This is a genomic window from Rhodococcus sp. NPDC078407 (assembly GCF_044542515.1).
Taxonomy (GTDB): domain Bacteria; phylum Actinomycetota; class Actinomycetes; order Mycobacteriales; family Mycobacteriaceae; genus Rhodococcoides.
The window spans coordinates 195958-209668 of sequence record NZ_JBITUQ010000005.1 but is presented as its reverse complement, the minus strand read 5'-3'; the positions used below and the strand labels follow the sequence as shown (position 1 = coordinate 209668).

Sequence of the window (13711 nt, the reverse complement as noted above, 5' to 3'; positions counted from 1 at the left end):
CCGACGACTTCGTCGCTACTGCCCGGCCAATCCCCACAGCGGTGGTCGATCGCTTCCGAGATCGATGTTGACCGACTTGACTGCGGAGTATTCACGCAGCGTCTCGAACGACAATTCACGTCCGAACCCACTGTCGCCTCGGCCGCCCATCGGCATACCGGGGGGCAGATCGAACCATCGGTTCACCCACACGATCCCCGCGTCCAAGCGATCGGCGAACTGGTGTGCGCGACGCAGGTTCTGCGTCCAGACTCCGGCCGCCAAGCCGTACGGCGATGCGTTCGCGCGCGTGATGGCTTCGTCGTCGGTTCGGTAGCGTTCCGCGACGGTGACCGGACCGAAAACCTCGGTCCGCACGATCGTCGCGTGGCCCTCGGGATCGGCGAGCAGCACCGGCCGATGATAGAAGCCGCCGTGCAACGAGTCGTCGAGATCGAGGGGCTCGTCTCCGACGACAACCGAGACGCCCTCTGCGCGCGCCCGTTCGACGTGACCGCTGACCAGTTCGAGTTGACGACTCGACACCAACGGACCCATCTCACTGCTGGGATCGGTCGCGTCGCCCACCTTGATCTTTCGAGCCACCGCAGCGAACCGCTCGATGAACTCGTCGTGGATGTCCTCGTGCAGCAACAGACGCGACGCCGCGATGCACGCCTGACCATTGGCCAGGAAGATCCCCATCAGCGCGTCCTGAACTGCGAGGTCGAGTTCTGCGTCGGCGGCGACGATCATCGGTCCCTTGCCGCCGAGCTCCATCAGACTCGGTCGCAGTGTGCGGGCTGCGGAGCCGAGGATTGCCCGTGCAGTTTCCGGACCGCCGGTGAACGTTATCTTGGCGACGTCGGGGTGCGAGACCAGAGCCGCTCCGGTCTCGGGGCCGAGACCGGTGACGATGTTCAGTACACCGGCCGGCAGCAGGTCACCGATCAGACGAGTGAATTCGAGAATGCTCGCCGACGCGTACTCCGAGGGCTTGACGACCACGGTGTTGCCGGCGGCGAGTGCGGGTGCCACCTTGTTCGCGAACGTGATCAACGGGGAGTTCCACGAGATGATCGCGGCGACCACGCCGAGAGGCTCGCGCTTGGTGTACAGCAAGGTATCGGGATTCGACAGCGGAATCTGCTCGCCGTTGAAGGCGCGAATCACGCCCGCGTAGAACCTGAAAATTGCAACGACCGTAGGAATGTCGGCGATGCCTGCTTCGCGGACCGGTCGGCCGTTCTCGGTCGCCAACAAGGCACCGAAACGCTCGCCCTCGGACTCGAATCGATCCGCGATCGACAGCAGGATTGCCTGGCGCTGATCCTGAGTCGTCCTGCGCCACTGACCGAAGGCACGGACCGCCGCCCCCACGGCGGACTCCGCGTCGGCGGCCGTGCCCTGCGGCAGAGCCGCCCAGGCACTGCCGACACTGGGGTCGATGGCTTCGAAGGTGCTGCGGCCGCTCACCCAGTCGCCACCGATGAACTGCTGATAATCCCCGCTGGGGACGAAAGCCGCGCGTGCGGTTTCCGGGAGGCTGATCGACGACATTGTTCTCCTTCTGACGTGACACGTTGCGAGTGCAATCCGCTTCCGGCGCGATACACGGAGAACGGGTCGACTCGGTTGACTACTGGAAGGAAGCGCTCACCGATCCGAGACCGGTCAGGGTGGCCGTGACCGACTGCCCTGCGGCGACAGCCCGCATCGGCCCCAAGGCCCCGGACAGAACGACCTGTCCGGCACGCAACGGACGACCGAGATCGGCCGCGGTCTGCGCCAGCCACACCACGGCTGCGACCGGGTCGCCGAGGCAGGCAGCACCGTTGCCCTCGGACACCTGAGTGCCATCGATCGACATGGTCATGTCCACCTCGGTCAGGTCCAGATCCTCGAGTGGTACTTTCCGGTCGCCGAGTACGTAAGCACCCGCCGACGCATTGTCGGCCACGGTGTCTGCGAAACTGATGTCCCAGTTGCTGATTCGGCTACCGCAGACCTCGAGCGCCGCGACCACGTAATCGGTGGCACGTCTGACGCGATCTGCGTCGAGAGGCCCATCGGCCAGGTCCTCGCGCAGCACGAAGGCGATCTCGGCCTCGACGCGCGGCTGCGACACCCGCTCGGCGGGAATGACGGCATCGGCACCGTAGGCCATGTCGTCGAACAACATTCCGAAGTCGGGGCGATCGACACCCAATTGCGCCTGAACAGCTTTCGACGTCAAACCGATCTTTCGGCCGACCACGACCTTGCCGGAATCCAAGCGCTGATTGTTGATGATTTCCTGTACCGCATAGGCCGCGGTCACGTCGTCACGGCCGATCAGGTCGCGGACCGGCTCACAGGTCTCGCCGCTGTTCACAGCGTGATTCAACCGCTCGGCGGCGGCCTCGATGTTGTTCTGGCTCACAGTCACGACGCAAGCTTCGGCCACAGGGGCGTCGCCGACAACCACTGTGTCTCGCTCAGCGGTCCCCACCGAGGGCCTGGTACCGAAGAGAACCAGCAGCAACGCAACCGAAGCCGCGAAAGCCATCATGAACGACACCGCGAGGGCGTCGTTGCCGAGCAGACCGACGACCGGCGCGGCTGCCGCGGCGAAGGCGAATTGCACGCCGCCTATCAACGCCGACGCAGTACCGGCCACGGATCCGTAACCCGCCAGCGCTTGTGCCGGGGCGTTCGGCAGGACCGTTCCCATCACGGCCAATATCAGCAGCACCGGCACCGCGAAACCGGCCAATCCGCCGGTGCCGGTGGCGGCCAGGACGACGAACACGACCGCCACCACAGTGCCGATCAGCAGCGCGGACAGCAGGACGGTCCGGGTCGACCATCGACGAAGAACGACGACGTTGAGCTGCGAGGAGCCGATCAATACGACTGCGCCTACAGCGAAGGCGATGCCGAATTGCTGTGGTGTGAGCCCGAAGCTACCTTGCAGGACGAACGGCGAGGCGGAGATGTAGGAGAACATCACCACTCGGCCCAAGCCGCACACGAGCACCATCGAGAGGAAGGCTCGATCCGTGCCGAGTCGCGCGTAATTCCGCAATACCGTGCGCGCACCGTTCTGTTGCCGCGCGGCCGGGGGCAATGTTTCGGGCATGGCGAACGCGCCGATCGCGACGGCGGCCAGTCCCAGAGCCGCGAGGATCACGAAGATCACGCGCCACGTCGACAATTCGACCACCAGGCCGCCGATCGACGGGGCCAGGATCGGCGCCACGCCCATCACCAACATCAACCGCGACATCATGACCGCAGCGGCGTTGCCTTGGTACAGGTCTCGAACCACGGCCATGGCCAGGACGGCCCCGGCGGCACCTCCGAAACCCTGCAGAACCCGGAGCGTGGCCAGCACCTCGATACCCGGCGCGACCACACACCCGAGAGAGGCCGCAACGTGAAGCAGCGACGCCACGATCAGTGGACGTCGCCTACCCAGTGCATCCGACATGGGACCGATCACCAGTTGGCCGACGGCGAAGCCGATCAGAGTGCCGGTCAGGGTGAACTGCACCGCCGTCTCCGAAATGGCGAATTCGGTTGCGATGACGGGAAAAGCCGACAGATACATGTCGACGGTGAACGGACCGAGTGCGGTGAGCGCACCGAGCATCACGACCAAGCGAAGACGGCCTCGGCCCGATGGTGCCGACACCGTGGACGCGGAAACTCCGGTGCCGTCGGCACCGGAGTTTCCGAGTTCGCGGTCGGTCGCGGCGATGGGTCTACTCACCGCTGCTACGCAGTGCACGCACGGATGCGCCCACTGCCAACACGACCTGAAGAGCTGCGAAGAACAACCCGGCCTGCATCAATCCCTCGAACGATCCCGCCGACAGAACACTGCCGGAGCCGGCCATGTCCATCGCCCCGTGCCCCATTGCCGCATGATCCATTGCAGCGGGATCCGCCGACGTGTGGTTGTGGTGGCCCAGCGACGTCGACATGAGCGCCCAGTGCACGGTGAGCATCGCGACACCGAAACCGGCGGTGACCGCATACTCGCGTACCCGGTGGCCGTTGCCCTTCCTGCACGTGAACGCCACGCACAGGCCGGACAGGACGAGCATCGACACAACCATGACGAGCATCGACGTGCCCGTCACGATCAACAACACAACGTGCACGACGAAGCACAGAATCGCAACTGCTGCGAGGGCAGAATCGACTCCGGCCGAGCTCTTTTCGCGCCCGACCGGCGCGTTCACCGGAGGCCCGAGTGTCAGTGACATGACGCTTCGCCCGGCTGGTCGCCTGCAGTGCTCCCGCCGTGTGCACTCGACGAAGCAGGCACGTCCAAGGCCGGGTTCTTGTCGAAGAAGTTCACCGGCAGCAGATGGAATCCCACGACCTCGGTCGGCATGACGGGCCAGTCCTCGGCGCGCGGAATGTGTGTCACTCCCAAGGTGTGCCAGAGCACGACGTCCGTGTTGTCGGTCGCGCGATTTTCCGCAGTCCATCGGGGAAGACCGTCACCGGAGCGGCTCTGGTTCGGGAAGTCACCCGACGGGCGCATTTCTGCGGGCGAGTACGGCGTCACCCACATGTTGCGGGTGCCGAATCCGGCTCGCTTGGCGATCAGTGAGGGATCCTGCGCCAGCATCGTGGCCGACGACCAACCGGGCAGGAACTTGTAACTGACCGGATTGCCCCATGCGTTCTTCTTGGCGGTGTTCATGATCTGCCAACTGCGAGACGACTGCGTGTTGGTGTGGTCGTCACCGGTCAGCTCGCGGTCGATGACCGTTTTCTTGACTCCGATTGCGTTGCCGTAGGGGTTGTCCGGACCGACCGGCACGCCGTAGGCATCGTTCTGTACGACGGTGTTCTGCCATCCGTCGATTTCGGTATCGAGCCGGAACGAGAACAGATGCTGGTGGTAGCTGGAGACGATGTTCTTCGCGATACGGGTGCCGTGCGCAGAGGTCTCGCCTTCTTCGACCGAGCGGGTCTGCACGATCCCCAGCAGCTTGACCTCCATCTGAATGGACGCGTCCTGGTAGAAGTTCCAGTAGAAGCCGTAGTGGTAGTTGCCGACAGTGGCGATGAAGCTGACGACCAGGCGACGCGAACGACGCACATCGACCTTGCCGGTCATCCAGTCGGTGTGCTTCCACAGGATGCCCGCATCCTCTTCGTGGATGCAGATTGCATTCTCGATAGTGGTGGGTTCACCGTTCTCGCCGGCGTTCTCCGCGTCCAGGTAGACGATCTCACCGAGGCAGTCACAGCCGAGTCGAAGCGAGTTGGCGAGCTTGCCGAGGCCGAACTCACCGGCGTCGAATGCGCTGCGCCAGAAGTGCTCCTTGGACGGATCGCCATAGGGTACGACCATTTCGCCCAGCGACGCGCGGTGCAGGACCGAGCGGTACTCGTCTCCGTCCAGGTACTCCACTGCATGCAGCACCAGGCCCTCGAGCGGATGCCAGTTGATCCGGAAGCGCCACTTCTGCCAGGTGAGCTCGCGGCCGTCGATCTTGAAGCCGACGCCCTCGGGCTGCGTGATGACGAGCGGGGCGACGTCCGAGCGCATCGGCTGGTTCGCGTCCGCCGTGTAGTTGGCCTGCTCGACGTTCATCGGACGAACACCGAAGTCGTGGACGTCGATGACCTTGTTCGCAACCAGATCGACCACAGCGATGACACCCTCGATGGGGTGCGCGTATCCGTTGTCGTCGGGGAAATCGCGGTAGTAGGAGACAGAACCGGCCAGGCGTCGGCCGTCGACCGGGTAATCGAGCACACCGGGAACGGCCATGTTGCCGACGCCCCACGGATCGATCTGGACCTTGTCCATGTCCGTGATGCCGCGCAGCGCAAGCGCCTCGACGTACCGCGGATCCTGCTTGATCAGGTCGGGAGCGAGATCGAACTCCTCGAGCAGGACGGGTGCAGCCCCGTCGGTGATCACCGAAGACGACACGACGGCGTCGGCATCGAGATCGACGACGACATCGTGTGTGGTGCCGGATGCCCGATCGACCAACAGAACCCTTGCGCGACGGGCGATCTCGTGACCTTCACGGAGCAGTCGCTTGTCCGGCTCGTCGGTGTAGACCGCGGCGAACCCCGGCCTTTCTGCAATGGCTTCACGACGAACCACATCTGCGACGCGGCGAAACTCGTCGGATGTCAGGGAATCGAACAGCGGATGACGCACTGGTGTTCCTTTCATAGCATTCATCTGGTCGAGATCTCGAGTCGCCAGCGTGTGCTACCCACACAACCAGCGCGCGGTCGAGCGCGCAGCCCGATGTTTTGCTCAGCGGTCCTCGAGAGATTTCGGCTTCCTCTTCGCCACCTCCAGCTGGGCAGCAGCACAGTGGGGACTGCTGCGAGTGGTTCGCTCACCGAAACCGCACGAGCCTGCGATCGAGGGACGAGGTGAACACTGGCAAATTCTGACCTGTAAGGAGTTCTGGTGACTGTCGATTCCGCACAACCATCCTGGAACCGCCGAATCTTGGCCGCACTCTGCGACACTCTGGTTCCGCAGATCTCTCCGCCCCCAGCGGCGACGACCGAAGAACACGTGTTCTGGAGCACGAGTGCGTCCGATCTCGCGGTGGATCGGATTCTCGACTCCGTCCTTCCCCTCTGGGCCCCGCACGTACGCATCCTCGTAGCACGGGTACTCGACAGACTCTCGGAATCGTTCGCGGACAGCCCGGCTCACCAACGCGCCGACCAATGGCTGACGGTGCTCGCCGACCCGTCGACGCGTCCCGGTGCCCTGGTACTGCAGAGCACTGTGCTGGCAATGTTCTACACCGTGCCGGACGCTGCCTCGCGCAACCCGACGTGGCCGGCACTCGGCTTCCCCGGTCCGTTGCTCGAACCGCCGACCGCAGTGCAATTTCCGAAGACCCTGACCGTGGCGGAACTATCCGAATCCGGGTCGACCACGCTGTCGGTCGACGCGGTGGTGGTGGGTTCCGGTGCGGGCGGCGGCGTAGTCGCGGCGCGTCTTGCGGCCGCGGGTATGAGGGTTCTCGTACTGGAGAAAGGTGCCTATCGGAACGAGCCCGATCTGCCTCAGCTGGAGGCGTTGTCGTTCCCGAACCTGTATCTCGGCGGCGGCTTCGTCTGGTCCACCGACGCCAGCGTCGGCCTGCTGGCGGGCTCGACCGTCGGTGGCGGAACCACGGTCAACTCCATGGCGTGCCTCCCGACACCCGAGTACGTACTGGCGGAGTGGGCCGAGGCGGGCATGGAGGGCGCGTCCTCGGACGAATTCGGCCCGCATATCGAATCGGTGATGGCGCGGATTAACGCGGTACCCGCCAACACCGTCCACAACAGCGTCAACCGAATTCTCAATCGTGGGCTCGACGCTGCCGGACTCAACCGAAAAACGTTGGCACGCAACGCACAAGACGACGACGACCGCTTCTGCGGGGAGTGCAATGCCGGTTGCCTCGTAGGATGCAAACAATCCACGATGAAGACATTCCTTCAGGATGCCAGCGACTCGGGCGGCCAGCTGCTACCCAATTGCGACGTCCGGGAAATCGTGCACGCCGACGGTCGAGCAGTCGGCGTCCGTGCGGTGGTGAGCACGCCCGACGGAGACCGCGACATCGTCGTCGAGGCACCGATCGTCGTCGTGGCCGCGGGTGCAATGGCCTCACCCGTACTGCTGCAACGTTCAGGGTTGGGCGGGCCGAGCGTCGGTCGAAACCTGCACGTTCACCCCTCGTACTTCGTCAGCGGAGTCTACGACGAGGTCGTGAAGGGTTGGGCCGGGCAGATTCTCACCAGCGTCAGTCACGACTTCGAGCACGTGGAAGGCGAACACGGGTTCGTCGTGGAAGCCGCGCCCATGGGTCTCGGCTTCTGGACAGGTCTCACACCGTGGCACTCCGGTGAGCAACACAAGCAGGAGCAGTTGCGCCTCGAGCACGTCTCCGGGGTCTGGGGTTTCGTTCGCGATCACGGCTCCGGACGTGTGGACGGCGATGCACACGGAATGCCAGTCGTCACATGGGGTCTCGACGACCCAGTCGACCTGGCGGTGGTCCGTCGCACTCATCAAGAACTCGCGCGCATCCTCCGTGCGTCGGGTGCCAAGGAGATCTTCACGTTCCTTCCGTCCGACCCTCGTTGGCGTCAGGGCGAAGACTTCGATGCCTTTCTCGATACGCTCGGCAGCTTGGACGCCGCGGACATCCTGACACTGTCGGCCCACCAGAGCGGCTCCTGCCCAACCGGTCTCGACCCCGAGACATCGGTGGTCAACGGGCGCGGTCGCCTGCACGATTGTTGCGGAGTGTACGTCGCAGACGCGAGCGCACTACCCACTGCACCCGGGGTGAACCCGATGGTGTCGATCGAAGCCTACGCACGCCGCACCGCGGAATTCATCGTGCAGGAGTGGGATTCGGCTTAGTGGGATTCGACTCAGCCATGATCTGAGCAGACTCCTCGGAGCGCGAAAAAGCTCGAACGCTGGTGTGTTTCCGATACACCAGCGTTCGAGCTTGTCGGTATCTGTTCAGGCGTCCTTGGGCGTGTGGGTGTCGAGAAAACCCACGACGGCGGTGGCAACAGGTGCCGGGAGTTGCTCCACCATGGGAATGGTGCCGCCCTCGACGACCACGATGTCGACAGTCGATGCTTTCGCGAGACCGTCTCGAACGACACCGATATCGGGGAAGGAGAACGGGTCCGCGTCTCCGCCGAGAATGAGAACCGGAGCCGTCACGAGACCGATGCGATCCTCCATGACGTAGCGCGAACACGCGATGTGTCCCTCGGCCGGATCCACCCCGGGCGCAAGCGCATCACGGACGAAGCGATCGAGCAGGTCCGGACGGTGCGGCGGGTAGTACGGCTCTCGCTGCCCCCACCACGTCGCGATATGGCCGCCGTGATCGTCGATTTCCGCGACGTCGACCCCGGGGCCGTCGGCGTGGCCGGCGCGGTATTCGGGCCCGGTATACGACGGAGACGACAGAATCACGGACTTCACCCGCCCCGGTGCCGCACTGGCAACCTCCACCGCCACTACGGCGCCGGTGTGGTGACCCATGACCGAGAAGTGTTCGAGACCCAACGCGTCGGCCAGATGCAGCACACCCGACGCATACTGCTCGATCGTCTGCGGCCCTGCAGGTTTGGCCGACTGACCGAACCCGTACATGTCCATGGCGATGATGCGACGGGACGGCCCGACGAGCGGCATCAACTCGGCGAATTCGTCCCACGAACGCGGGGTCTGGTGCAGGCAGATCAACGGCACACCGTCGACCCCCGCCTCTGCATAGTGCAGTTGACCGAGCGGGGTATCGGCGTACCCGAAGCGCACCAGGGTCACGGTGTCGTGCAGCATGGATTCAGTCGACAAGGGTTCGTCCCATGTTCGCGTAGGTCTCCTGACGGTTCTTGCGCGCATACAGTGCAACGCCGACTCCTACCACCATCGTGAGCAGATGCAGCAGCGGCAGACCGTTGATGATGGCCGAATCGGTACCGGTGATGGCCGGGAAGTTCGACAGTGCGAAATAGGTGATCGTGCCGAACCCGATCAACGCAAGAGCCGGCGCAACTGTTCGCGCCCAACCGAATTCACGCTGTCGAGCGAAGAACACCAGGACTGCGAGGGACGTGGTGGTGATCAGTGCCATCAGGCCCACCGCCCCGAAGCCGGTCAACGCCGACGACAGATTCGTCAGCGGGTCGAGACCCGCGATGGCGAATGCCACGACAACGAGCGTTTCGACGACGTAGCTCGACGAACCGGCGACGACAGGAGACTGGTGACGCGGATGGAGAGTCCGCATCGACCGTGGCAGGAATCCGTCCCGGCCCAGTGCGAACAGGTAGCGTGACGCTGCGTTGTGGAAGGCAAGCATTCCGGCGAAGCAACTGGTCACGATCAACACTTCGAGGGTTGTCGTCCATGCCGGACCGACGAATTCGTCGCTGAGGTCGTAGACGAATGTGCCCGGACTTTCGGCGGCCGCGGCGGTGGCACCACTCGAGCTGGCCAGGAAGGCCCAGGAGGTCAGGACGAAAAATACGCCGATGCACCCCATCGAAATGTACGTTGCTCGCGGCACCGTGCGCTGGGGATCGCGTGCCTCCTCCGCGTAGATCGCGGTGCCTTCGAAGCCCTGGTAGCACGAGAACGCGAAGATCATCGCGACTCCGATGGCTCCGGGAACGAAGACTGCGCTGGGACTGAACGATTCCATCGGAAAGCTGCCGATTCCGTTTCGAGCGATGATGGCGATGTCGAGTACCAGAATCACAACGAGTTCGACGACGAGAGCAACGCCCAGTACGCCCGCGGCAAGGGTGATCTTGCGATAGCCCAGCAGGAACACGACCAACAGACCCACCACGGTGTACGACCACCATGGAAGATCCACGCCGACAAGCTTGTTCACGCTACCGGCTGCGAAGAAGCCCATCGCGCCGCCGGTGGCACATGCCAGCGCGATGTACGCACTGGTAGCGATGTATGCACCGGCCAAGCCGACAGGACGCCCCAGACCTCGCACGATATAGGCGAAGAAGGCTCCCGCGTTCTGCACATAGGGGACCATCCGTGTGAAACCGACGGCGAACAAGAGCATGATCACCAGTACGAACACGTACATTCCGGGTGTGCCTACACCTACCCCCAGCCCGATGGCAAGAGGCAGAATCGCAACCGCGCCTCCGGCGGGCGCGACCGTGGCCATGACCATGAACACGATGTGCGCGACATTGAGGCTTCCCTGCGCGAGCTCGGTCGAACCCTCAGCCGTGGATGCACTGCTCTGCGTACGTGGCACCATAGATTTCAACTCCTCCTGCGAACACAAAGGACGACGAGCGCCGTCGAATAGCGATCAGTGTGGAGAGATATTCATCTCGTCGCCACGCGAAAGGTCCACTCAGCGACACCGGGCCGACCTCGACCGACTCCGAACCTGCCGTGAGCTTGCAGTATCGACCATTTCGGACCGTCGGTGAGCGGTTCGCTGACCGGAATTACGCCACCACCGCTCACACACCTAGTCCGCAGGTGCGTGACGGCGTCTGTGCAGATCGCGAACGGTGTCGACGAACTCGGCGACCGGCCCGTCCACCACGATCCCGGGCACGATCTGCTCGATCGATGCCGGCGTGATGGCCAGCGGTGTCGCTCCGAATTCGTTCAGCCAGGTGAGCAGCTGGGCGGTCGAGGTGGCGTACACGATGCGTCCGAGCCCGACGATCCCGTGGCTTGCTGCGCACATCACACAGTGTTCGCCGGAGGTGTAGACCGTCGACGACCGGCGTTCATCGGGAGCCAAGTTGGTGGCCGCCCATCGCGAGAGAGCGATCTCGGGGTGTTGCGTGGGATCGTGTCGGTCACCGACCCGATTCCTGTCCTCCGCCAGCACGTCCCCGCTGCTCGACACCAGTAGCGAACCGAACGGATCGTTGCCCGTATCGGCTGCCTCCGCCGCCAGATCCACGGCACGCGAGAGGAAAGTGCGGTCGCTCGGGGAGATGCTCACAGCGCGCCAGCGCGCACGTCGACCGTCGAATTGTTCACCGTTCGACCGTACCGCTCGGCCGTCCGTCGGATTCATCCCGGATGAGGCCGGGTTCACTAGTCTCGGCACCATGACCGTCGGTCGCGTTGCGGTATGCGGTGGTGACCTCGTCGTCGAAACACACACCGGTACCAGTGAGCCCATCGTCGTGGTGCACGGAGTATCCAGCCAACGCAGGCTGTGGGGCTGGCTACGAGCGGAATCACCACACCTCACACTGGTTGCACCCGACCTGCGCGGCAGAGGCGACAGCGTCGACGTCACGGGGCCGTCGTCGCTCGCTCGACACGCAGCCGACCTCGACGGGGGCGTTCCGGTAGCACCGCCCGCCGGTCTCACCCGAGAGTCGGTGGCAGCGGTGTTCGCAGACAGGATCGCGCGAACTCGGCAGCGCTTCGACGCCGTCGAGGACTACGTCGACTTCCTGGTGTCGACGTCGCTGCCGCTGCTGGACCGCGGCGACCCACTCCTGCGTGCGTACGCCGAACACGACCTGGTGGACGGGTCGGTGCGGCTGTCGTCCGATGCAGTGGTCGCCGACGCCGAGGACGTATTCTTCGGCGTTTCACGGTTCCGAGAACTGACGATGCCGATACGACTCCTGCACGCGCAGTGGAGCGTTGGAGCGGATTCGGCACCGAATGTACTCACCTCGGGACATCGATGTTCTCGACCTGACATCGGTCACCCCGCTGATGTGTCTCGACCACGCCTGCACGATCATGACTGCGGTCGGTGCCGCCGCTGTGGGAGCAAGAATCGACGACGCACTGCGAAACGGGTGACGGCGCAATGACCGCCGGCTTCTACAGCACCGTCTCGCAGTTCGTACCTACCGCCCCGCGGCGGGCACCTCGGTTGTGCGCACCGAAGAGGTGGTCTCGGTGCCCTTGTCGTATCGGGGCAGTGACGCGAGTGTGAGCGACCCCAGGCAGAGGAAAGACGCGGCGATGACGAGTGCGACACGGTAGGAGCCGTTGCTGTCGAAGATGTACCCGGCTGCCACCGGACCGATCGCCGATCCGATCATGAACGCACTGTAGATGTAACTGTAGAGCGTGCCGAAGTTCGACGGGTGAATGTATTTCGAGCTCAGATACGACATGAGGTCTATCTCGGCACCGAACCCGATCCCGATCAACAGTGCGGTCACCGGAGCGAACCCCGCTCCCCCGACCAGCAGTAGAACGCATCCGAACGCGGCCGCGAGAAACATGGGTATGGCAACGTGCGTTGCGTAGTACCGGTCGATCAACCAGCCCAGGACAGGGCGTCCGACGACTGTTCCTATTCCGACGAACGACGCGAGCAGAGCAGCCCGGACCGGATTCACACCGGTGTCGATCAGCATCGGAATGAAGTGCGGGACCATGCTCAGCAGTGCCCAGCCGAGGAGGAAGAACGACCCGACCAGGGTCCAGAACTCACGCGTCGCCAGGGACTGTCGGACGCTCGGAGCCACTGCTCGGCTCGAGGTGAGGGACTTCGTGCTGCCGGTCGGCTCACGAAATTTCGTCACGGCCAGCAGCAGCAAGGGCACGAGCGTGAGAACGGCCAGGGTGAGATAGGCATCGCGCCAGCCACCCGCAGCGATGACCGTGGCGATCAGCGGAGGCAGACCGAGACCGGCGAGTCCGAGTCCGGTCGCCATGATTCCCAGGGCCAGGCCCCGTCTGCGATCGAAGCGCTCGATCACCGCTTTTGCGTAGGTCACTGCCGAGGTGCCGACTCCGAGCACCCCGGTGATGCCGTAGAGAACGAGGAAGAAGCCGAGTCCCCCGTCGAATCGGCTGAGCGCGAAGATTGTCGCGGCGAACAGGGGAATGGATACTGCTGCGACACGTTTGACACCGAACCGGTCCAGCAACGGACCTGCGAACGGCAATGCGATTGCCATGCCGAGCGAGCTCCACAGACTCGCCAGCGTGATCTGCCCTCTGCCCCAACCGAACTCGTTCTGCAGGGGCACGATCAAGGGACCGAGCGTGTAGCCGAGGGCACTGAATCCCAGTCCGGCACCCACTGTCGCGAACGCGAGCACCTTCCAGTTCATTGCGAGCTCACTGCGGGCGGGCGTATCGGTATCGACACGGGCACTGCGTTCGTGCACGGAACAGCCTTTCTGTGGTGGCAAGTCTGCGGAAGTTCTTGCCCGGCGAATCCTGTTCGCCCGAGTGGTC

Annotated in this window: 10 protein-coding genes and 1 pseudogene; 2 read left to right on the top strand and 9 right to left on the bottom strand. The window is 64.0% G+C overall.

The features are described 5' to 3' along the window. Positions 1-15: 15 nt before the first annotated feature. The 5 genes and pseudogenes from ACIGGF_RS08240 to ACIGGF_RS08220 form a co-directional block, all read right to left on the bottom strand. Positions 16-1539, bottom strand: a complete 1524-nt coding sequence (locus tag ACIGGF_RS08240) for an aldehyde dehydrogenase family protein (RefSeq protein WP_397520883.1) — start codon at positions 1537-1539, stop codon at positions 16-18. A gap of 79 nt (positions 1540-1618) precedes the next feature. After that, complete coding sequence (locus ACIGGF_RS08235) at positions 1619-2425, bottom strand: 2-keto-4-pentenoate hydratase (RefSeq protein WP_397520905.1); 807 nt, start codon at positions 2423-2425, stop codon at positions 1619-1621. A 78-nt stretch (positions 2426-2503) separates the two neighbouring features. Further along, positions 2504-3616 (bottom strand): annotated as a pseudogene (locus ACIGGF_RS08230) (multidrug effflux MFS transporter); the annotation flags it as partial. A gap of 109 nt (positions 3617-3725) precedes the next feature. After that, on the bottom strand, positions 3726-4232 hold the full coding sequence (locus ACIGGF_RS08225) for a hypothetical protein (RefSeq protein WP_397520882.1): 507 nt from the start codon (positions 4230-4232) through the stop codon (positions 3726-3728). Then, positions 4223-6160 (bottom strand): primary-amine oxidase, encoded by a 1938-nt coding sequence (locus tag ACIGGF_RS08220; protein WP_057476461.1) that lies wholly within the window; start codon positions 6158-6160, stop codon positions 4223-4225. Before ACIGGF_RS08220 ends, ACIGGF_RS08225 begins: the two co-directional genes overlap by 10 nt. Before the next feature lie 261 nt (positions 6161-6421). On the opposite strand from ACIGGF_RS08220, the gene ACIGGF_RS08215 reads away from it, so the two are divergent. After that, positions 6422-8389: a GMC family oxidoreductase N-terminal domain-containing protein gene (locus tag ACIGGF_RS08215; protein ID WP_397520881.1), complete on the top strand. Its 1968-nt coding sequence runs from the start codon at positions 6422-6424 to the stop codon at positions 8387-8389. A 105-nt stretch (positions 8390-8494) separates the two neighbouring features. On the opposite strand, the gene ACIGGF_RS08210 is transcribed toward ACIGGF_RS08215, so the two are convergent. The 3 genes from ACIGGF_RS08210 to ACIGGF_RS08200 form a co-directional block, all read right to left on the bottom strand. Further along, positions 8495-9331, bottom strand: a complete 837-nt coding sequence (locus tag ACIGGF_RS08210) for an alpha/beta fold hydrolase (protein WP_397520880.1) — start codon at positions 9329-9331, stop codon at positions 8495-8497. Between the two features lie 4 nt (positions 9332-9335). Beyond that, positions 9336-10784 carry an APC family permease gene (locus tag ACIGGF_RS08205; protein ID WP_397520879.1) on the bottom strand — a complete coding sequence of 483 codons (1449 nt, stop codon included), beginning with the start codon at positions 10782-10784 and terminating at the stop codon, positions 9336-9338. Positions 10785-11003: 219 nt separating this feature from the next. Further along, entirely contained in the window at positions 11004-11492 is a 489-nt protein-coding gene (locus ACIGGF_RS08200; protein WP_397520878.1) for a nucleoside deaminase, read from the bottom strand. A gap of 109 nt (positions 11493-11601) precedes the next feature. Between ACIGGF_RS08200 and ACIGGF_RS08195 the strand changes: the two genes are divergently transcribed. After that, positions 11602-12327 carry an alpha/beta fold hydrolase gene (locus ACIGGF_RS08195; protein WP_397520877.1) on the top strand — a complete coding sequence of 242 codons (726 nt, stop codon included), beginning with the start codon at positions 11602-11604 and terminating at the stop codon, positions 12325-12327. 36 nt (positions 12328-12363) lie between these two features. Here ACIGGF_RS08195 and ACIGGF_RS08190 read toward each other — a convergent pair whose 3' ends face one another. Beyond that, complete coding sequence (locus ACIGGF_RS08190; RefSeq protein ID WP_397520876.1) at positions 12364-13641, bottom strand: MFS transporter; 1278 nt, start codon at positions 13639-13641, stop codon at positions 12364-12366. Positions 13642-13711: the final 70 nt, after the last annotated feature.